This window comes from Pseudomonas sp. BS3782 TE3695 (assembly GCF_050435305.1).
In the GTDB taxonomy this organism is placed as follows: Bacteria; Pseudomonadota; Gammaproteobacteria; order Pseudomonadales; family Pseudomonadaceae; genus Aquipseudomonas.
On record NZ_JBNDKB010000001.1, the window covers coordinates 1,585,314 to 1,604,472 of the forward strand.

General features: G+C 60.4%; 18 protein-coding genes. 13 read left to right on the forward strand and 5 right to left on the reverse strand.

The window, feature by feature from the left end:
• Nucleotides 1-162 precede the first annotated feature (162 nt).
• The 13 genes from ABH909_RS07200 to ABH909_RS07260 all read left to right on the forward strand — a co-directional run bounded on the left by ABH909_RS07200 (nucleotide 163) and on the right by ABH909_RS07260 (nucleotide 12,724).
• Nucleotides 163-1,434, forward strand: a complete 1,272-nt coding sequence (locus ABH909_RS07200) for a glutamate-5-semialdehyde dehydrogenase (protein WP_429431617.1) — start codon at nucleotides 163-165, stop codon at nucleotides 1,432-1,434.
• A 1-nt stretch (nucleotide 1,435) separates the two neighbouring features.
• On the forward strand, nucleotides 1,436-2,113 hold the full coding sequence (nadD, locus tag ABH909_RS07205) for a nicotinate-nucleotide adenylyltransferase (protein ID WP_429431620.1): 678 nt from the start codon (nucleotides 1,436-1,438) through the stop codon (nucleotides 2,111-2,113).
• A 72-nt stretch (nucleotides 2,114-2,185) separates the two neighbouring features.
• Complete coding sequence (rsfS, locus tag ABH909_RS07210) at nucleotides 2,186-2,680, forward strand: ribosome silencing factor (RefSeq protein WP_038981377.1); 495 nt, start codon at nucleotides 2,186-2,188, stop codon at nucleotides 2,678-2,680.
• Nucleotides 2,681-2,689: 9 nt separating this feature from the next.
• Nucleotides 2,690-3,157: a 23S rRNA (pseudouridine(1915)-N(3))-methyltransferase RlmH gene (gene rlmH, locus ABH909_RS07215; protein ID WP_003185785.1), complete on the forward strand. Its 468-nt coding sequence runs from the start codon at nucleotides 2,690-2,692 to the stop codon at nucleotides 3,155-3,157.
• Nucleotides 3,158-3,167: 10 nt separating this feature from the next.
• Nucleotides 3,168-5,063, forward strand: coding sequence for a penicillin-binding protein 2 (gene mrdA / locus ABH909_RS07220; protein WP_429431623.1), 1,896 nt, complete (start codon nucleotides 3,168-3,170; stop codon nucleotides 5,061-5,063).
• Nucleotides 5,064-5,094: 31 nt separating this feature from the next.
• Nucleotides 5,095-6,198 (forward strand): rod shape-determining protein RodA, encoded by a 1,104-nt coding sequence (rodA, locus tag ABH909_RS07225; RefSeq protein ID WP_429439767.1) that lies wholly within the window; start codon nucleotides 5,095-5,097, stop codon nucleotides 6,196-6,198.
• A 17-nt stretch (nucleotides 6,199-6,215) separates the two neighbouring features.
• On the forward strand, nucleotides 6,216-7,226 hold the full coding sequence (mltB, locus tag ABH909_RS07230) for a lytic murein transglycosylase B (protein ID WP_429431626.1): 1,011 nt from the start codon (nucleotides 6,216-6,218) through the stop codon (nucleotides 7,224-7,226).
• Nucleotides 7,226-8,236: a septal ring lytic transglycosylase RlpA family protein gene (locus tag ABH909_RS07235; RefSeq protein WP_429431628.1), complete on the forward strand. Its 1,011-nt coding sequence runs from the start codon at nucleotides 7,226-7,228 to the stop codon at nucleotides 8,234-8,236. Before mltB ends, ABH909_RS07235 begins: the two co-directional genes overlap by 1 nt.
• A gap of 182 nt (nucleotides 8,237-8,418) precedes the next feature.
• Nucleotides 8,419-9,576 carry a D-alanyl-D-alanine carboxypeptidase family protein gene (locus ABH909_RS07240; protein ID WP_008070106.1) on the forward strand — a complete coding sequence of 386 codons (1,158 nt, stop codon included), beginning with the start codon at nucleotides 8,419-8,421 and terminating at the stop codon, nucleotides 9,574-9,576.
• 80 nt (nucleotides 9,577-9,656) lie between these two features.
• Nucleotides 9,657-9,932, forward strand: coding sequence for a DUF493 domain-containing protein (locus ABH909_RS07245; protein ID WP_429431631.1), 276 nt, complete (start codon nucleotides 9,657-9,659; stop codon nucleotides 9,930-9,932).
• Nucleotides 9,932-10,579: a lipoyl(octanoyl) transferase LipB gene (gene lipB / locus ABH909_RS07250; RefSeq protein ID WP_429431634.1), complete on the forward strand. Its 648-nt coding sequence runs from the start codon at nucleotides 9,932-9,934 to the stop codon at nucleotides 10,577-10,579. The genes ABH909_RS07245 and lipB overlap by 1 nt, the downstream gene beginning before the upstream one ends.
• Before the next feature lies 1 nt (nucleotide 10,580).
• A complete protein-coding gene (lipA, locus tag ABH909_RS07255; protein WP_007946663.1) occupies nucleotides 10,581-11,603 on the forward strand; it encodes a lipoyl synthase in 1,023 nt (340 codons plus the stop codon).
• Between the two features lie 173 nt (nucleotides 11,604-11,776).
• Complete coding sequence (locus tag ABH909_RS07260) at nucleotides 11,777-12,724, forward strand: S66 peptidase family protein (protein WP_429431637.1); 948 nt, start codon at nucleotides 11,777-11,779, stop codon at nucleotides 12,722-12,724.
• 94 nt (nucleotides 12,725-12,818) lie between these two features.
• On the opposite strand, the gene ABH909_RS07265 is transcribed toward ABH909_RS07260, so the two are convergent.
• The 5 genes from ABH909_RS07265 to leuS form a co-directional block, all read right to left on the reverse strand.
• Nucleotides 12,819-14,141 (reverse strand): lytic murein transglycosylase, encoded by a 1,323-nt coding sequence (locus ABH909_RS07265; protein WP_429431640.1) that lies wholly within the window; start codon nucleotides 14,139-14,141, stop codon nucleotides 12,819-12,821.
• A gap of 62 nt (nucleotides 14,142-14,203) precedes the next feature.
• Nucleotides 14,204-14,368: an alternative ribosome rescue factor ArfA gene (arfA, locus tag ABH909_RS07270; protein WP_003176285.1), complete on the reverse strand. Its 165-nt coding sequence runs from the start codon at nucleotides 14,366-14,368 to the stop codon at nucleotides 14,204-14,206.
• Between the two features lie 184 nt (nucleotides 14,369-14,552).
• Nucleotides 14,553-15,590, reverse strand: a complete 1,038-nt coding sequence (gene holA, locus ABH909_RS07275; RefSeq protein WP_429431646.1) for a DNA polymerase III subunit delta — start codon at nucleotides 15,588-15,590, stop codon at nucleotides 14,553-14,555.
• Between the two features lie 39 nt (nucleotides 15,591-15,629).
• A complete protein-coding gene (gene lptE, locus ABH909_RS07280) occupies nucleotides 15,630-16,235 on the reverse strand; it encodes an LPS assembly lipoprotein LptE (RefSeq protein ID WP_429431649.1) in 606 nt (201 codons plus the stop codon).
• An 89-nt stretch (nucleotides 16,236-16,324) separates the two neighbouring features.
• Nucleotides 16,325-18,931 (reverse strand): leucine--tRNA ligase, encoded by a 2,607-nt coding sequence (gene leuS, locus ABH909_RS07285; RefSeq protein ID WP_429431652.1) that lies wholly within the window; start codon nucleotides 18,929-18,931, stop codon nucleotides 16,325-16,327.
• Nucleotides 18,932-19,159: the final 228 nt, after the last annotated feature.

Below are 19,159 nucleotides of genomic sequence, written 5' to 3' on the forward strand. Positions count from 1 at the left end.
GAGTCGTGATGATAACAATATGCGGCTTAATCACGGCTGAACGTCGGCAAATTGCCCTCCATTTCGACCATCCGCCTGTCACCGCTGTTAGTCCCGGGACGCGACAGCTATAATCTGCCGCTTTACTCTTTACCAAGACCTTAGCAAAGACCATTGCAGACCATGACTGAGTCCGTTCTTGACTACATGACCCGTTTGGGTCGCGCCGCTCGCGAAGCTTCCCGCGTGATCGGCCGTGCCAGCACCGCGCAGAAAAACCGCGCCTTGCAGGCGGCGGCCAATGCGCTGGACGCTGCACGCGCCGAATTGACCGCGGCCAACGAACTGGATTTGGCCGCCGGCCGCGCCAATGGTCTGGAACCTGCTTTGCTGGAACGTCTGGCGCTGACCCCGGAGCGCATCGACGGCATGATCGTCGGTTTGCGTCAGGTCGCGGCACTGCCGGACCCGGTGGGTGCGATCCGCGACATGAGTTATCGCCCGTCCGGCATTCAGGTCGGCAAGATGCGCGTGCCATTGGGCGTGATCGGGATCATCTACGAATCACGGCCGAACGTGACCATCGATGCCGCCAGCCTGTGCCTGAAGTCTGGCAACGCGACCATCCTGCGTGGCGGCTCCGAGGCGATTCATTCCAACCGTGCCATTGCCGCCTGCATCCAGCGCGGCCTGGCCGAGGCCGATCTGCCGGCCGCCGTGGTGCAAGTGGTCGAAACCACCGACCGTGCCGCCGTCGGCGCGCTGATCACCATGCCCGAATACGTCGACGTCATCGTGCCCCGTGGCGGTCGTGGCCTGATCGAACGGGTCAGTCGCGATGCCCGTGTGCCCGTGATCAAGCACCTGGACGGCATTTGTCACGTCTACGTCAGTGCCCACGCCGATCTGCCGAAAGCCCAGCGCATCGCATTCAACGCCAAGACTTACCGTTATGGCATCTGTGGCGCCATGGAAACCCTGCTAGTGGATCAAGCGGTCGCCAAGGATTTCCTGCCGTCGATGGCGGCACAGTTCCGCGAAAAAGGCGTTGAGCTGCGCGGTTGCGAGCGTACACGGGCGATCATCGAGGCCATTGCTGCCACTATCGAGGACTGGCACACCGAATACCTGGCGCCGATTCTCTCGATCCGCGTAGTCGACGGGCTGGATCAGGCCATCGAGCATATTAATAAGTACGGCTCCCATCACACCGATTCGATCGTCAGCGAAAATCTGGCCGAAACCCGGCGTTTCGTGGCCGAAGTCGATTCTTCTTCGGTAATGATCAATACGCCGACGTGCTTTGCCGATGGCTTCGAATACGGATTGGGTGCCGAGATTGGCATTTCTACTGATAAGCTGCACGCCCGCGGCCCGGTGGGCCTCGAAGGGCTGACCTGCGAGAAGTACATCGTGGTCGGTGACGGTCAGTTGCGCGGCCAGGAGTCGCTCTGACTTGGGCGACTTCGATCCGTCCGTCAGCGAGCCCCGGCCTCGACGCATTGGCGTGCTGGGCGGGACTTTCGACCCGGTGCACATCGGCCATTTGCGCGGTGCGCTGGAAGTCGCCGAATCGCTGGCGCTCGATGAGTTGCGTCTGACACCCAGTGCCAGGCCGCCTCATCGCGGTACGCCGCAGGTGTCGGCGAAGGACCGTCTGGCGATGGTCAAGTGCGCGGTGGCCGGTGTGCCGCCGTTGGTGGTGGACGCCCGCGAATTGCAGCGGGACAAACCGTCCTACACCATCGACACCCTGGAACTGATGCGCGCCGAACTGGCCGCCCCGGACCAGGTTTTTCTACTTTTGGGCTGGGACGCATTTTGCGGCCTGCCCACTTGGCACCGCTGGGAAGAGTTGCTCCAGCATTGCCACATCCTGGTGCTGCAACGCCCGGATGCCGACAGCGAACCGCCGGATGCCTTGCGCAACCTGCTGGCAGCGCGCTCGGTGAGCGACCCGCTGGCCCTCAAAGGGCCGAGCGGACAGATTGCATTCGTCTGGCAGACGCCGCTCGCGGTATCCGCCACCCAGATCCGTCAACTGCTGGCCAGCGGTAAGTCGGTACGTTTCCTGGTGCCCGACGCGGTCCTGGCCTACATCGATGCGCACGGGCTTTACCGTGCGTCGAACTGAAAAAGGGCGCGCTTCAAGGCACGTGAATGCGTGTATCGAAGCGCCCGAACACACGAGCAAAACGAGTTTTATATGACTGACAAAGACGTAAACAAAGTAAAGCGCAAGGGCACGTTCAAGAGCGCTCCGCTGCCAGTAGTGGCCAATACCGGCCCGGAACTGCGCGGCGAAGAGCTGGTCAAGGTGGCCGTAGCGGCCCTGGAAGACGTCAAGGCCCAGGATGTTCTGGTGATCGATGTTCGTGAAAAGCAGAGCATCACTGATTTCATGATTATCGCTACCGGTACTTCCAACCGCCAGATTGGCGCGATGCTGGATAAGGTCCGCGAGGCAGTCAAGGCCCAGGGCGTCAAACCGTTGGGTGAAGAAGGCAAGGGCGACAGCGACTGGGTGCTGCTGGATATGGACGACGTCATCGTGCACATGATGACTGCCAGCGCTCGCCAGTTCTATGACCTGGAGCGTTTGTGGCAGGGTGCCGAGCAGAGCCGTGCCGGCAGCGCCGCGCACCACAGCCCGGAAAACACCCATGAGCATTTCATCAAGCTCAACAAAGACCAGCAATAAGGGACCGCTGTGCGACTGCGACTGATCGCCGTCGGTTCACGCATGCCCAAATGGGTGGAAGAAGGCTGGCACGAATATGCCAAGCGTCTTCCGTCCGAGCTGGCGCTGGAACTGGTGGAAATTCCGCTCAACACCCGCGGCAAGAACGCCGACGTGGCGCGTTTTATCCGTCAGGAAGGCGAGGCCATGCTGGCCAAGGTCGGGCCGAACGAGCGCATTGTCACCCTCGAAGTCCACGGCAAGCCCTGGAGCACCGAGCAACTGGCGGTCGAACTCGATCGCTGGCGGCTGGACTCGCGCACGGTGAATTTCATGGTCGGCGGCCCCGAGGGGCTGGCGCCGGAAGTCTGTGCCCGGGCAGATCAACGCTGGTCGTTGTCGCCGTTGACGCTGCCGCACCCGTTGGTGCGGATTCTGATCGGCGAACAGCTGTATCGTGCCTGGACAGTTCTGTCCGGCCACCCTTACCACAAGTAGTTCTGCCCTCATGCCCCAGCCGATCCGCATCAAGGACCACGAAAAAGACGCCCGTCTGGTGCGCGGCCGCGTCGTGTTCGGGGCCATTGCGGTGGTGGCGCTGATTGGCGTGCTGATCGCGCGGCTGTATTTCCTTCAGGTGATCCAGTACGAGTACCACTCGACCCTGTCGGAAAACAACCGCGTCCATGTGCAGCCGATTCCGCCGACTCGCGGGTTGATCTTCGACCGCAATGGCGTGGTGGTGGCCGATAACCGGCCCAGCTTCAGCCTGAGCATGACCCGCGAACGCTCCGGCAACTGGCAGCAAGTGCTCGACGTGATCGTCGAAGTGCTCGAGCTGACGCCCGAAGACCGGGTGATTTTCGAGAAGCGCATGCGTCAGGGGCGCCGGCCGTTCGAACCGGTGCCCATCCTGTTCGAACTGACCGAAGAGCAGATCGCCCGCATCGCGGTGAACCAGTTCCGTCTGCCCGGTGTGGAAGTGGTCGCGCAGCTGGTGCGTCATTACCCGCAGGGCGCGCACTTTGCGCATTCGGTGGGTTACATGGGGCGGATCAACGAGAAAGAGCTGAAGTCCCTCGATCCGGTCAATTACAGCGGCACCCACCACATCGGCAAGACCGGCATCGAGCGCTTCTATGAAGCCGAGTTGCACGGCCAGGTGGGTTACGAGGAAGTCGAAACCAACGCACGAGGCCGCGTATTACGCGTACTCAAGCGTACCGATCCGATTCCTGGCAAGGACATTGTCCTGAGCCTGGACATCAAACTGCAGGAAGCTGCCGAAGCCGCGCTGGGTGGTCGCCGTGGCGCTGTCGTGGCGCTGGACCCGAACACCGGCGAAGTGCTGGCGATGGTCAGTCAGCCGAGTTTCGACCCGAACCTGTTCGTCACCGGCATCAGCTTCAAGGCCTATGCCGAGCTGCGCGATTCCATCGACCGACCGCTGTTCAACCGCGTGTTGCGCGGTCTGTACCCGCCGGGCTCGACGATTAAACCGGCGGTGGCGATTGCCGGCCTGGACGCGGGCGTGGTCACGGCGTCGTCCCGGGTCTACGACCCCGGTTATTACCAACTGCCCAATTACGATCACAAATACCGTAACTGGAACCGTACCGGCGACGGTTTTGTGGATCTGGACACGGCGATCATGCGGTCCAACGACACCTACTTCTATGACTTGGCGCACAAGCTGGGGATTGATCGGTTGTCGGCCTACATGAGCAAATTCGGCATTGGCCAGAAGGTCTCCCTCGACATGTTCGAAGAATCGCCAGGATTGATGCCGACCCGGGAATGGAAGCGCGCGACCCGTCGTCAGGCCTGGTACCCGGGCGAAACGCTGATTCTGGGGATCGGTCAGGGCTACATGCAGTCCACGCCGTTGCAGTTGGCCCAGGCCACGGCGCTGGTGGCCAACAAGGGGGTGTGGAATCGTCCGCATTTGGCCAAGACCCTCGAAGGTGCGAAGCCGGTGGATGAAAATCCGATGCCGGACATCATCCTGCGCGACCCGTCGGACTGGACCCGGGTCAACCACGGCATGCAGCAGGTGATGCATGGTGCGCGCGGTACCGCGCGCAAGGCTGCGATCGGTTCGCAATACCGGATCGCCGGTAAGAGTGGTACGGCTCAGGTGGTCGCGATCAAGCAGGGCGAGAAGTACGACCGCTCCAAGGTTCAGGAACGCCACCGCGACCACGCCTTGTTCGTTGGCTTCGCGCCGGCCGAAAACCCGAAAATCGTCGTGTCGGTGATGGTCGAGAACGGCGAGTCCGGCTCCGGCGTCGCCGCGCCTGTGGTGCGTCAAGTGATGGACGCCTGGCTCCTGGACCAGAACGGCCGACTGAAAGCCGAATACGCCAGCCCTATCAGTGCGGAGGCTACGGCCCGTGAAGAGTAATTTCGATCGCATTCTTTCCAGCGAGGATGTGATGCGTCGCCGGGCGACGCTGCTGCAACGCATGCACATCGACGGCCCGTTGTTGATCCTGCTGCTGACCCTCGCGGCTGGCAGCCTGTTCGTGCTGTATTCGGCCAGCGGCAAAAGTTGGGATCTGCTGGCCAAACAAGCCACTTCCTTCGGCATCGGCCTGGTGTCGATGATCGTCATCGCCCAGTTCGAGCCGCGCTTCATGGCCCGCTGGGTGCCGGTCGGTTATGTGATCGGCGTGCTATTGCTGGTGGTGGTGGATGTCATGGGCCACAACGCCATGGGGGCCACGCGCTGGATCAACATTCCCGGGGTGATCCGCTTCCAGCCCTCGGAATTCATGAAGATCCTAATGCCGGCAACCATCGCCTGGTACCTGGCCAAGCGCTCCTTGCCGCCACAACTCAAGCATGTGGGCGTCAGTCTGTTTCTGATCGGGTTGCCCTTCATCCTGATCGTGCGTCAACCCGACCTCGGCACTTCGCTGCTGATTCTCGCCGGTGGCGCGTTCGTGCTGTTCATGGGCGGGCTGCGCTGGCGCTGGATTCTCAGCGTGATTGCCGCGGCTGTGCCGGTGGCGATTGGCATGTGGTACTTCGTCATGCACGACTACCAGAAGCAGCGAGTTCTGACCTTTCTCGATCCCGAGAGCGATCCGCTGGGCACAGGCTGGAACATCATCCAGTCGAAAGCGGCCATCGGTTCCGGTGGCGTGTTCGGCAAAGGCTGGTTGCTTGGCACCCAGTCGCACCTGGACTTCCTGCCGGAAAGCCACACCGACTTCATTATTGCGGTACTGGGCGAAGAATTCGGCCTGGTGGGCATCTGCGCACTGTTGCTGATTTACCTGCTGTTGATCGGTCGCGGGCTGGTGATTACCGCCCAGGCACAGACATTGTTCGGCAAATTGCTCGCGGGCAGTCTGACCATGACGTTTTTTGTTTACGTTTTCGTCAACATCGGTATGGTCAGTGGCCTGTTGCCGGTTGTGGGGGTACCGTTGCCGTTCATTAGCTACGGAGGAACTTCGCTGGTGACGCTACTGTCAGCGTTTGGGGTTTTGATGTCGGTCCATACCCATCGCAAGTGGATCGCACAGGTTTGAATAAGGTGAAGATTTCAATGCAAGTAATGCGTGGCTGGGCGACTCGATACGCACCGTGGGTCGGCCTGGTAAGCATCCTTGGTACCGCGCAGCAAGCGTGGGCCGGCGATTACGAAGGCTCGCCGCAGGTGGCCGAGTTCGTCGGTGAAATGACCCGCGACTATGGCTTTGCCGGTGAACAGCTGATGGGCGTGTTCCGCGAAGCCGAGCGCAAACAGTCGATTCTGGACGCGATCTCCAAACCCGCCGAACGGGTTAAGCAGTGGAAAGAATATCGCCCGATGTTCATCACCGATGCGCGCATCGCCCGTGGCGTGGACTTCTGGCGTCAGCACGAAGCGATTCTGGCCCGCGCCGAGCAGGAATACGGCGTGCCGGCGCAGGTCATCGTCTCGATCATCGGTGTTGAGACCTTCTTTGGTCGAAATACCGGCAATTTCCGGGTGATCGATGCCTTGTCCACCTTGGGTTTCGACTATCCTCCCCGTGCCGAGTTCTTCCGCAAGGAATTGCGTGAATTCCTGCTGCTGGCCCGTGAAGAGCAGGTCGATCCGTTGACCCTCAAAGGCTCCTACGCCGGGGCCATGGGCTTGCCGCAATTCATGCCGAGCAGTTTTCGCGCCTATGCGGTGGATTTCGACGGCGACGGCCACATTAATATCTGGACCAACCCCGATGATGCCATCGGCAGCGTCGCCAGTTATTTCAAGCGTCATGGTTGGGTCGCCGGCGAACCGGTGGTCAGCCGCGCGGATGTGCGTGGCGATCAGGTAGATGAGGGTTTGACCGCAGGCATCGAGCCGACGAAAACTGTCGGGGAGTTGCGGGCGCTGGGCTGGTCGAGTCATGATGCGCTGCGCGATGATATGCCGGTCACGGCGTTCCGCCTGGAAGGTGACAATGGCCCTGAACACTGGATGGGCCTGACCAATTTTTACGCGATCACGCGTTATAACCGCAGCGTGATGTACGCCATGGCCGTACATCAACTGTCTGAACAGCTGGTCCAAGCACGGGGCGTCAAGTAATGCGGGCATTGCCTATGAATAAACCCCTGAAGCTCATGGCATTCGCCGCGTTGACGGTTCTGGTCGCCAGTTGTTCGACCAGTCGCGCGCCGGCTCAGAAGTCTCCCACTGCCGTTCGTTCGGCACCTAGCCTGGATATCAACCGGGCTCACAAGGATGGCGCACCCTGGTGGGACGTCGACGTGACGCGCATTCCGGATGCCACGCCGACCCTGCACAGCGGTCCTTATAAAGCCAACCCGTACACGGTGTTGGGCAAGACTTATTTCCCGATACAAGAATCCAAGACCTACGTGGCCTCGGGCACTGCGTCCTGGTACGGCACCAAGTTCCATGGTCAGAACACCGCCAACGGCGAAGTCTATGACCTGTACGGCATGAGCGCCGCGCACAAGACCCTGCCGCTGCCCAGTTACGTTCGGGTGACTAACCTGGACAACAACAAGACGGTCATTCTGCGGGTCAACGATCGCGGGCCGTTCTATTCGGACCGGATCATCGACTTGTCCTACGCAGCCGCCAAGAAACTCGGCTATGCCGAAACCGGTACGGCGCGGGTCAAGGTCGAAGGCATCGACCCGCAGCAATGGTGGGCCGCCAAAGGTCGCCCGGCGCCTTTAATGCTTAACGAACCGAAAGTCGCACAAAATAGCGCCCCGGTGATGACGGCATCGGCCGGCACCGTCGAGCAATGGACCCCACCGCCGCAGCAACACGCCGCGGCCGTAGTGCCCATGCAGATCGATGGAAAAAAAAACGCTTCTGTACCAGCCTCTGGCCAGTATCTGCAGGTGGGCGCGTTCGCCAACCCGGACGCTGCAGAGCTCCTGAGATCGAAGCTCAGCGGGATGGTGAGCGCTCCGGTGTTTATCAGCTCGATCGTGCGTAACCAACAGACACTGCATCGGGTGCGCCTGGGGCCGATCGGCTCGCCGGGTGAAATCCAGCAAGTGCAAAACAGCGTGCGGCTGGCCAATCTCGGTTCGCCGAGCCTGGTCAGCGCCGAGTAGTACCTGGTTCTTGTTTGACGGTTCGCTTGCGGTTTGGGGGGCGAACCGGGTTGTTGGCTCGTTGAAGAACAAAAGCCCGGCAAGGGTTGCAGAGTGAGCAACTGAACACGCGACAACTTTTTCGAGAGTTGTCTGATTAGTTTTGCCCTAGGGCAGTTTCCATTAGCGATTTCGAGAGACGGATGAACATCACCACCTTTGCCAAACGCCTGTGCCTGCTAGTCCCGCTGCTGCTCTCACCCGCGGCTTTCGCGGCCGAGATAATGCCGTCGCCACCGCAACTGGCCGCCAAAGCCTATGTACTCATGGACGCCAGCAGCGGCAACGTGCTGGTAGAGAACAATGGTGACCAGCGTCTGCCACCGGCCAGCCTGACCAAGCTGATGACCGCTTACATCGCGACCCTGGAAATCCGTCGTGGCCAGATTGGTGAAAACGATCCGGTGACCGTCAGCGAGAACGCCTGGCGTACCGGCGGTTCACGGATGTTCATCAAGGTGGGTTCGCAAGTCACCGTCAGTGATCTGCTGCACGGCATCATCATTCAGTCGGGTAACGACGCCAGTGTTGCGCTCGCCGAGCACATCGCCGGCAGCGAAGACGCATTCGCCGACATGATGAATAAAACCGTGGCCGACCTGGGCATGACCAACAGCCACTTCATGAACCCGACCGGTCTGCCAAACCCGGAGCACTACTCGTCGGCTCATGACATGGCTGTGCTGGCCCGCGCGATCATCCACGAAGACCCGGCTCACTACGCGATCTACTCGCAGAAAGAGTTCTTCTGGAACGGCATCAAGCAACCTAACCGCAACCTGCTGCTGTGGCGTGACAAGACCGTCGACGGTCTGAAAACCGGTCACACCGACGAAGCCGGCTACTGCATGGTGTCTTCGGCCGTACGTGATGGCATGCGCCTGATCGCCGTGGTGTTCGGCACCAACAGCGAAGTGGCCCGTGCTGCTGAAACCCAGAAGCTGCTGACTTACGGTTTCCGCTTCTTCGAAACCCAGACCTTCTATCAGAAAGGCGCCGAGCTGGCTCAGGCACCTGTCTGGAAAGGCACCACCAATCAAGTCAAGGCCGGCCTGGCTCAAGACCTGACCATGACCCTGCCAAAAGGCCAGCTGAAAAAGCTCGCCGCCAGCATGACCATGACCCCGCAACTGGTCGCGCCAATCGCCAAGGGCGATGTGATCGGTAAAGTCGAAGTGAAACTGGACGACAAAGTGGTGCACAGCGCCGACCTGATCGCTCTGGACGCGGTCGACGAGGGTGGTATCTTCCGCCGCATGTGGGATAGCATCCGTCTATTCTTCTACGGCTTGTTCAACTGAATTAGTGTGGACCTGCATGGCCCCGTTCCAATCCGGAGCGGGGCCATGTCCGTTGCCACGGCTTACGAGGCCGTTACGCCATGACAGACACTGAAGTAAAGGCGCCAAAAATCGAATTCCCCTGCGCGGATTACCCGATCAAGGTAATCGGCGACACCGGCGTGGGTTTCAGGGACAAGATCATTGCGATCCTTGAAAAACACGCGACCGTTGACCACGACACCTTTGCCGAACGGCAGAGTACCAACGGCAAGTACACGACTATCCAGTTGCACATCATTGCCACCGGCCAGGAACAGCTGTACGACATCAACAGCGAGTTGCGGGCTACCGGTTTCGTGCACATGGTGCTGTGATGCCTGGCACGCTGGGCTTTCGCGAACTCGGTCAGATGGCTTATGAGCCGGTCTGGCATGCCATGCAGCGCTTCACCAACGAACGCGGCAGCGATGCCGCCGACGAAATCTGGCTGGTGGAACATCCGCCGGTGTTCACTCAGGGCCAGGCTGGCAAGGCCGAGCATCTGCTGCTGCCGGGGGATATTCCGGTGGTGAAGGTCGACCGCGGTGGTCAGGTGACTTATCACGGTCCTGGCCAACTGGTGGCCTACTTGTTACTGGACGTGCGCAAGCTGGGGTTCGGTGTGCGTGATCTGGTCAGCCGCATGGAGCAATGCCTGATCGAGCTGCTGGCCAGCTACGGCGTGACCGCGGTGGCCAAGCCGGATGCGCCGGGTGTCTATGTCGATGGCGCGAAAATCGCTTCTCTGGGTCTGCGGATCCGCCACGGTTGCTCCTTTCATGGCCTGGCCTTGAATGTGGATATGAACCTGGAACCGTTTCGACGGATTAATCCCTGCGGCTACGCCGGGCTGGCAATGACCCAGCTGTGCGATCACGCAGGATCGATTGAATTTGCCGAGGTAAGTGCCCGGCTGCGCGCGCAGCTCGTCAAACACCTCGACTATGCTGAGCAGACGACCCTAACGGGCGGAATCGACTGATATGACTACTGATGCAGTGCAAACCATGATCCCGACGCTCGATGTCACCGAGCGTCCGGCCCCGCGTGCCAAGGTTGAAGCCGGCGTCAAGCTGCGCGGCGCCGAGAAGGTTGCACGTATCCCGGTGAAGATCATTCCGACCACCGAACTGCCGAAGAAGCCTGACTGGATTCGCGTGCGCATCCCGGTTTCCCCGGAGGTCGACCGCATCAAGGCCCTGTTGCGCAAACACAAGCTGCACAGCGTGTGCGAAGAGGCGTCCTGCCCGAACCTGGGCGAGTGCTTCTCCGGCGGCACCGCGACCTTCATGATCATGGGTGATATCTGCACCCGTCGCTGCCCGTTCTGCGACGTTGGTCATGGTCGTCCGAAGCCACTGGATGTCAACGAGCCGGAAAGCCTGGCCATTGCCATCGCCGACCTGAAACTCAAGTACGTCGTAATCACCTCGGTAGACCGCGACGATTTGCGTGACGGCGGTGCCCAGCATTTTGCCGATTGCATCCGCGAAATCCGCAAACTGTCGCCGAACGTGCAGCTCGAAACCCTGGTTCCGGACTACCGTGGCCGCATGGACGTCGCGCTGGAAATTACCGCCGCCGAGCCGCCAGATGTGTTCAACCACAACCTGGAAACCGTGCCGCGCCTGTACAAGGCTGCGCGTCCGGGTTCGGATTACCAGTGGTCGCTGACCCTGCTGCAACGCTTCAAGCAGATGATGCCGCACATTCCGACCAAGTCCGGTTTGATGCTGGGCCTGGGCGAAACCGACGAAGAAGTCATCGAAGTCATGAAGCGCATGCGCGAACACGACATCGACATGCTGACCCTGGGCCAGTACCTGCAACCGTCCCGCAGCCACTTGCCGGTCCAGCGTTTCGTGCACCCGGACACCTTCGCCTGGTTCGCCGAGGAAGGTTACAAGATGGGCTTCAAGAACGTTGCTTCCGGGCCGTTGGTACGTTCCTCGTACCACGCCGACGAGCAGGCGAAACTGGTCAAGGCCGAGCTGATGTCGTCCTGATCCCGTTTTGAAAGCAAAAAAGGCCCGCAGGCTTCCAGGCCTTGCGGGCCTTTTTTTTGCAGTGCCCATGGCGATTACCGTCTTTTCCTGCACACCGTGGTGCGATTGACCCTCTTCTGTTTATTCCCGTTCCTGACTACTGTGTGCTGAAGCATTCACAGGGAGAATCATGGATGACTGCTCGACCGACCCATACCCTTTGTCCTCACGCTCCCGTTCCGGCCTTGCCGTCTGCCGGGCTGATCGGGGTGATCGCGCCCGCCGGCCCCGCGATGCTGGACACCGATAAAGCCATTGCCTGGATGCGCGCTCGTGGCTATTCGCTGCGCGTGTTTCCCGGCGTTTATGAGCAAGAGGGTTATCTGGCTGGCAGTGATGATGTGCGGCTCAATGACCTGCATGGCGCATTCGACGACAGCGAGGTCGATGCCATTATCTGTCTGCGTGGCGGTTACGGTACGCCGCGTTTGCTCGATCGCATCGATTTCGAATTATTGCGCAACAACACCAAGCCGTTCATCGGCTACAGCGATGTCACTGCGTTGCACCTGGCCATCAGTCGTTATGCCGGGTTCGTGACCTTCCATGGCCCGATGCTCAACGCGGACTTGCTGGGTGACAAGCAGCAACCCACCGAGTTCTCGTTTTTCAACATGCTGCGCGGGCAGGTGAAGGCGGGCAGTGTGCTTTCTCACCCAGTGGCCTGGCCGTTGACTACCATCGAGCCCGGCATTGCTCACGGGCGTTTGCTGGGGGGCAATCTGTCGATGATCGCCGCGACCATGGGCACGCCTTATGAGATCGACGCCGAGGGCGCCATCCTGTTCATCGAGGATATTAACGAGCCGCTGTATCGCATCGACCGGTTGCTGACTCATTTGCGTCTGGCCGGCACGCTGCACAAGCTGCGCGGGGTTCTGGTGGGGGATGTGGCGGGGGTCGATACGATCGCGCTGAAGAAGTTGCTCAAGCAGACCTTTGCGCCGTTGCGCATCCCCGTGCTGGCCGGATGGCGTAGCGGGCACTGTGATCCGAATCTGACGCTGCCGATGGGCGCGCTGGTCAGGCTGGATGCGGGGGACAAGACGTTGGTGTTGGAGCAGGATGTGGTGATCAGGTAACAACAGTCGCAAAAAAAAGATCGCAGCCTTCGGCAGCTCCTACAGGTGTACACAAAACCTTGTAGGAGCTGCCGAAGGCTGCGATCTTTTGCTTTTAGCGGCTACGCAACCCTTCCAGCAGCTTGTGCGTCGGATAACCATCCGCCGGCCAGCCAAACGACTGCTGCGCACTGCGGATCGCTTTGCGGGTATTGGCGCCGATAATCCCGTCGGCGGTCCCAGCGTCGTAATTCTGGGCGCTCAGCAGGTTTTGCAGCTCGATTCGCTCGGTACGGCTCAACGGCAAGTCATCTTTCGGCCATAAGCCGCTGATCAAACCGCCACCATTGAAGCGCTCGGACAGCAGACTCACGGCCAAGGCATAGGACGAAGAATTGTTGTACTTGAGAATCGCGCGGAAGTTATCGAGGACCAGGAACGCCGGGCCGCGATAGCCTGCCGGCAACAACAGGGCGGCCGACAGGTGTTCGGAGCCTGCCGGAACCTGGCCGCCATTGGGCAGGGTTACCCCCAGTTGCCGCCACTCGGCCACACTCTTGCGAATCGCGCCATCGGCCAGAACGTAATTGAAGCCGCTCGCCAGTTGAACTTCGAAGCCCCAGGGCTGACCTTTCTGCCAGCCAGAGCTTTGCAGGTAGTGCGCGGTCGAGGCCAGTGCATCAGCAGAGCTGTTCCAGATGTCGCGGCGGCCATCACCGTCGAAATCCACGGCGTGGGTGTTGTAGGTAGTCGGAATGAACTGGGTCTGGCCCATGGCCCCGGCCCAGGAGCCGAGCATTTTCTCGGGAGCGATATCGCCCTGTTGCAGGATTTGCAAGGCTGCGATCAGTTGTGCGTGGGCAAAGCCCGGGCGTCGCCCTTCATAAGCCAGGGTCGCCAGGGAATTGATCACCGACTTGCTGCCCTGGAACTGACCGAAGTTACTTTCCATGCCCCACACCGCGACCAGAGCCTGACGGTCGACGCCGTAGCGCTGTTCGATGCTTTGCAGGATATCGGCATGCTCGCCGACAAGCGCCTGACCTTTGCGTACCCGCAGCGGAGACAGCGCGCCATCGAGGTACTCCCACACCGGGCGAGTAAATTCCGGTTGGCTGCGATCGGCACGGATCACGCTGTCGTCCACGCTGACATTGGCAAAAGCGCGATCGAACAGATCGGCGCGAATGCCGGCGGCAAGGGCGTCTTTACGGAAACCCGCCTGCCATTCGGCAAAGGTCTGGGTCGGCTGGATATCGAGATTTTCACCGGTTGGAACCACCGGCGGAACGATCGCAGGGGCCGTCGCAACGGTGCGGGTCTGAAGCGGTTGGGCGTCGGCGGCAGTGGGTTTTTCCGCGCAGGCGACAAGCAGAACGAGGCTGGAGGCAGCGATCAGTTGGCGAAAGTGCCAACGACGGGAAATACAAAGGGGCATGCACAGGTCCAGAGGATACGAATCAGATGCAGACCTTAACATGTTGAGCGCTGGCTTGCCTTTCAGGCCGCCAGAAAGTAAGAAGCCTCCCAGCTATTAGACTGGAAGGCTTCGCGGCGGTAGCTGCCTTTGCCCTTGCCGGCTCGTTCCTGACGGCTGCGGAACAGTGGCTGGGCGATGATGGATTTGGCCTTGTTGGGGCCATGTTTAGATGGCTTTTTGCTCATGATGATCTCTCGCAAGTGGGTGGGGTTTGCGGGGGAATAATCTGCCGAAGTGGGGATTCTGTCTATAGGGCAAATGCAGCTGTGTTTTGTAGGAAAGCAAGATCAAAAGATCGCAGCCTTCGGCAGCTCCTACATGGGGTCGCGTTCATCCGTAGGAGCTGCCGAAGGCTGCGATCTTTTGATTTTATTCGGCAGGTAACGACAATCTCTGCCCGGCCATCAACAGCGTCAACCGACTCAGACTCATCCACGGCGAACCCGCCGCCTGGCCTTTGATCTGCGCATCGATGCGCTGGGCTTCCAGCAGCAACTGCGCCCAGCGTTGTGCCGAATAGCGTTGCAGCGCTTTGCTCATCAACGGTTTGCGTTTGTCCCAGATTGGCGGTCGGGCCTGGCTGAAGGCTTTGTCCAGCGGCACGCCCTGGCTGTATTGCAGCGACAGGTTGGCCAGCAGACGCAGTTCCCGGGCCAGCGCCCAGAGGATCACCGGCGGTTCGACGCCTTCGCCGCGCAACCCTTCGAGCATGCGCAGGGCGTGAGCAGCCTCGCCATTGAGAATCGCATCGGTCAGGCCGAAAACATCGAAACGCGCACTGTCGGCCACCGCTGCTTGCACGGTTTCGACCGTGATTTGGCCACCCTCGGCCATCAGCTTGAGCTTTTCGATTTCCTGGGCGGCAGCCAGCAGATTACCCTCGACCCGAGCAGCGATCAGTTCGACAGCGTCCTGGCTGGCGGAAAGCCCGGCCTGGGACAGGCGTTGACGGATCCAGCTCGGCAACTGGTTGGTGTCCACCGGCCAGATTTGCACGAACTGGGTCTGGGGACCTTCGACCAGTGCCTTGCCCCACTTGGTCTTCTGCGCACTGCCGTCAAGCTTGGGCAGGCTGATCAGCAATACCGTGTCTTCGGCCGGGCGCGAGCAATACTCAATCAATGCCGCAGCGCCTTTGTCTCCGGGTTTGCCGGAGGGCAGACGCAGTTCCAGAAGACGTTTTTCGGCGAACAGCGACATGCTGGCGCCGGCCTGCAGCAGCGTACCCCAGTCGAAACTGGCGTCGGCGGCAAAGACCTGGCGTTCATCGAAACCTTGCTGGTGGGCAGCCGCGCGAATGGCGTCGGCAGCTTCCTGACACAGCAGCGGGTCATCGCCACTGATGACGTAGACCGGCGCGAGGGCACCTTGCAGGTGTTTAGCGAGTTGGGCGGGGGCGAGTTTCATAAGAAGAGGCGAACGGGGCGCCTGAGCGCCCCGTAAGGCTTATTGCTGCGGCAGTTCGATAGGCGACTGACGCGGCATCTGCGCTTCAGCTTTCTGCGCCGCTTCCAGCGCCTCGGCTTCAGCTTTGGCCCTGGCGTCAGCGGTCTGCTGCAGCTGTTCCAACTGAGTTGGGGAGAGCTGTTGCAGGCGCAGCATCATGCGTTGAACCAGTTCACGACGCATTTCCTTGCGGGCATCGTTGGCTTCCTGGTCGGAACCCACCAGGTTGTTGCCGTCATGGATGAAGACTTTCTGCACTTCGAGCTTGTCGCTCAGCAATGGCAGGTTGCTCTGACCCCGGATGTCGTAGTTCAGCACTATGGTCATCTGGTACTCGCCAGTACGACCGGCGCCTGCGTAACTGAGGATGCGCTGGCTTTCCTGCTCATCGGTCAGCACCAGTTTGTGAGGTGCACCGTTGTAGACCTTGACGCCACTGCTTTCCAGCACCTGACGCAATTGCGTCACGGTTTCGCCGTAGGCATTGCGGGCGCTCAGGTCGAGTTCCTTGATCGCCAGTTCAGTGGTGCCGGTGCCGCGCAGCTGGAAACCGCAGGCGCTCAGCAGGACTGCAAGGCCCATCACCAGCAAATTGCGTTTGATCATCTTGTTGCTCCCCTTGAAACCATGTGGGCCGGTCAAGCGGCCCGAAAGGTTTTACTCGGCGCCAGGCATGACCTGGCGCCCGATCCAATTTAGCTGGCGACGATATTGACCAGTTTCCCGGGCACTACGATCACTTTGCGAATAGTCAGGCCATCGACGAAGCGCAGGACGTTTTCGTTGGCCCGTGCGGCCGCTTCGACTTCTTCGCGGCTGGCGCTGGCCGGCATTTCGAGGTGGCCGCGCAGCTTGCCGTTGACTTGAATGACAAGCTGCAGGCTGTCCTGTACCAAGGCGCTTTCATCCAGCACCGGCCAACCGGCATCGATGACCGGATCGGCGTGACCCAGGCGATGCCACAGTTCGTGGCTGATGTGCGGGGTGATCGGAGCCAGCAGCAGGACTACGGTTTCCAGACCCTCGTGAATCAGTGCGCGATCCTGTTCGGTGCCTTGCACGGCTTTTTCCAGCACGTTCATCAGCGTCATCACTTGGGCGATGGCGGTGTTGAATTTGTGGTTCTGGCCGACGTCGTGGCTGGCCTGCTTGATGGCCTGGTGGATCGAACGGCGAATGGCTTTTTGCTCGTCGTTCAGGCTGGCGACGTCCAGTTTGCCCGGCAGGCCCTGAGTGACGTGCGCTTGAGCCAGGCGCCAGACGCGCTTGAGGAAGCGGTGCGAACCCTCTACGCCGGAGTCGGACCATTCCGCGCTCATGTCGGGTGGAGAGGCGAACATCATGAACAGGCGGCAGGTGTCTGCGCCGAACTGGTCGATCATCGACTGCGGGTCAACGCCGTTGTTCTTCGACTTGGCCATCTTCTCGGTGCCACCGATTTCCACCGGCAGGCCGTCCGCGATCAGCTTGGCGCTGATGACCTTGGCCTTGCTGTCGCGTTCGAGTTCGACATCCGCCGGGTTGAACCAGGTGTAAGCACCGTTGGCTTCGCGGCGATAGTAAGTCTCGGCGATTACCATGCCCTGGGTTAGCAGGTTCTTGAATGGCTCGTTGGAACTCACCAGGCCTTCATCACGCATCAGCTTGTGGAAGAAGCGCGCATAAAGGAGGTGAAGAATGGCGTGTTCGATGCCGCCGATGTACTGATCCACTGGCAACCAATGGTCGGCCGCCGATTTTTCCACCAGACCACCTTCATAGTGTGGCGAGGCGTAGCGGGCGTAGTACCACGAGGACTCGACAAAGGTGTCCATGGTGTCGGTTTCACGCTTGGCCGCAGCGCCGCATTTCGGGCAGGTGCATTCGTAGAACTCGGGCATGCGCGCCAATGGCGAACCGGCGCCGTCCGGTACGACGTCTTCCGGCAGCACGACTGGCAACTGATCTTCCGGGACCGGCACATCGCCGCAGGTGTCGCAGTGGATGATCGGGATCGGGCAGCCCCAGTAGCGCTGACGGCTGATGCCCCAGTCACGCAGGCGGAACTGGGTGCGCGAGGCACCGAGGTTTTTCTTGATCAGCGCCACTTCAATGGCGTCGAAGGCGCCTGCGAAGTCGAGGCCGTCGAATTCGCCGGAGTTGATCAGCGTGCCGTGCTCGCCGTACGCATCCTGCCAAGGAGCCGGGTTGGCGTCACCGGAACTCGTGCGCACCACGGATTTGATCGGCAGGTTGTACTTGGTGGCGAACTCGAAATCACGCTCGTCGTGAGCCGGAACAGCCATGACCGCGCCATCGCCGTAATGCATCAGCACGTAGTTGGCGACCCACACCGGGAGTTTCTCCCCGGTCAGCGGGTGTTCGACGAACAGCGAGGTCGGCAGGCCTTTTTTCTCTTGAGTGGCGACATCGGCTTCGGCAACGCTGCCGCCCTTGCATTCAGCGATGAACGCTTGCAGCTCAGGGTTGTTCTGCGCGGCCAGGGTGGCCAAATGGTGTTCGGCGGCCACCGCAACGTAGGTTGCGCCCATCAGGGTGTCCGGACGGGTAGTGAAAACTTTCAGTGCGCCGGCTTCGCCGATGGAAGCGACGTCGTACGGGAACTGTACTTCCATGCCACGGGATTTGCCGATCCAGTTGCGCTGCATGGTCTTGACCTGTTCAGGCCAGCCCGTCAGTTCGTCGAGGCTTTCCAGCAGCTCATCCGCGTAGGCGGTGATCTTGAAGTAGTACATCGGGATTTCGCGCTTTTCGATCAGCGCGCCGGAACGCCAGCCGCGACCGTCGATCACTTGCTCGTTGGCCAGAACGGTCTGGTCGACCGGGTCCCAGTTCACAGTGCCGCTTTTTTTATAAATCACGCCTTTTTCGAACAGGCGAGTGAACAGCCATTGTTCCCAGCGGTAGTAATCAGGCTTGCAGGTGGTCACTTCGCGCGACCAGTCCACCGCCAGGCCCAGGCTGCGCAGCTGGCTTTTCATGTAGGCGATGTTTTCGTAGGTCCATTTGGCGGGCGCTACGTTGTTCTTCATCGCGGCGTTTTCCGCCGGCATGCCGAAGGCGTCCCAACCCATGGGTTGCAGGACGTTCTTGCCTTGCATGCGCTGGTAGCGGGAGATCACGTCGCCGATGGTGTAGTTGCGCACGTGCCCCATGTGTAGCTTGCCGCTGGGGTAAGGGAACATCGACAGGCAGTAGAAGGTCTCCTTGCCTGGCTGTTCACTGACTTCAAAGGACTTTTGCTCGTCCCAGAATGACTGGGCGGCGGCTTCGATTTCACGGGGCTGATATTGTTCGTGCATGGCTACTTTTGAACTGAATAGGGGTGGCCTAATCCTCTTCAATGCAACGCTGGACGGTGAGAACGCCAAATCGGCGTTTCGGTGCCCAGGCGAGCTGGAAGTGGAGTTACAGGAAGCGCCGTAGCATACATGACCGCACTCTACCGAGGGAAACCCTGATTACACGCAAGGATGCGGCCAATACCCGCCCCGAGGGCCGTTGGTCGCGGCACTCAGCCGGTTTTTTCA

What these genes read in the sequence shown, in the direction of transcription:
- ABH909_RS07200 (WP_429431617.1), top strand. Translation starts at nt 163, where the DNA reads ATGACTGAGTCCGTTCTTGACTACATGACCCGTTTGGGTCGCGCCGCT.
- rsfS (WP_038981377.1), top strand. Translation starts at nt 2,186, where the DNA reads ATGACTGACAAAGACGTAAACAAAGTAAAGCGCAAGGGCACGTTCAAG.
- mrdA (WP_429431623.1), top strand. Translation starts at nt 3,168, where the DNA reads ATGCCCCAGCCGATCCGCATCAAGGACCACGAAAAAGACGCCCGTCTG.
- rodA (WP_429439767.1), top strand. Translation starts at nt 5,095, where the DNA reads ATGCGTCGCCGGGCGACGCTGCTGCAACGCATGCACATCGACGGCCCG.
- mltB (WP_429431626.1), top strand. Translation starts at nt 6,216, where the DNA reads ATGCAAGTAATGCGTGGCTGGGCGACTCGATACGCACCGTGGGTCGGC.
- ABH909_RS07235 (WP_429431628.1), top strand. Translation starts at nt 7,226, where the DNA reads ATGCGGGCATTGCCTATGAATAAACCCCTGAAGCTCATGGCATTCGCC.
- ABH909_RS07240 (WP_008070106.1), top strand. Translation starts at nt 8,419, where the DNA reads ATGAACATCACCACCTTTGCCAAACGCCTGTGCCTGCTAGTCCCGCTG.
- ABH909_RS07245 (WP_429431631.1), top strand. Translation starts at nt 9,657, where the DNA reads ATGACAGACACTGAAGTAAAGGCGCCAAAAATCGAATTCCCCTGCGCG.
- lipB (WP_429431634.1), top strand. Translation starts at nt 9,932, where the DNA reads ATGCCTGGCACGCTGGGCTTTCGCGAACTCGGTCAGATGGCTTATGAG.
- lipA (WP_007946663.1), top strand. Translation starts at nt 10,581, where the DNA reads ATGACTACTGATGCAGTGCAAACCATGATCCCGACGCTCGATGTCACC.
- ABH909_RS07260 (WP_429431637.1), top strand. Translation starts at nt 11,777, where the DNA reads ATGACTGCTCGACCGACCCATACCCTTTGTCCTCACGCTCCCGTTCCG.
- ABH909_RS07265 (WP_429431640.1), bottom strand. Translation starts at nt 14,141, where the DNA reads ATGCCCCTTTGTATTTCCCGTCGTTGGCACTTTCGCCAACTGATCGCT.
- arfA (WP_003176285.1), bottom strand. Translation starts at nt 14,368, where the DNA reads ATGAGCAAAAAGCCATCTAAACATGGCCCCAACAAGGCCAAATCCATC.
- holA (WP_429431646.1), bottom strand. Translation starts at nt 15,590, where the DNA reads ATGAAACTCGCCCCCGCCCAACTCGCTAAACACCTGCAAGGTGCCCTC.
- lptE (WP_429431649.1), bottom strand. Translation starts at nt 16,235, where the DNA reads ATGATCAAACGCAATTTGCTGGTGATGGGCCTTGCAGTCCTGCTGAGC.
- leuS (WP_429431652.1), bottom strand. Translation starts at nt 18,931, where the DNA reads ATGCACGAACAATATCAGCCCCGTGAAATCGAAGCCGCCGCCCAGTCA.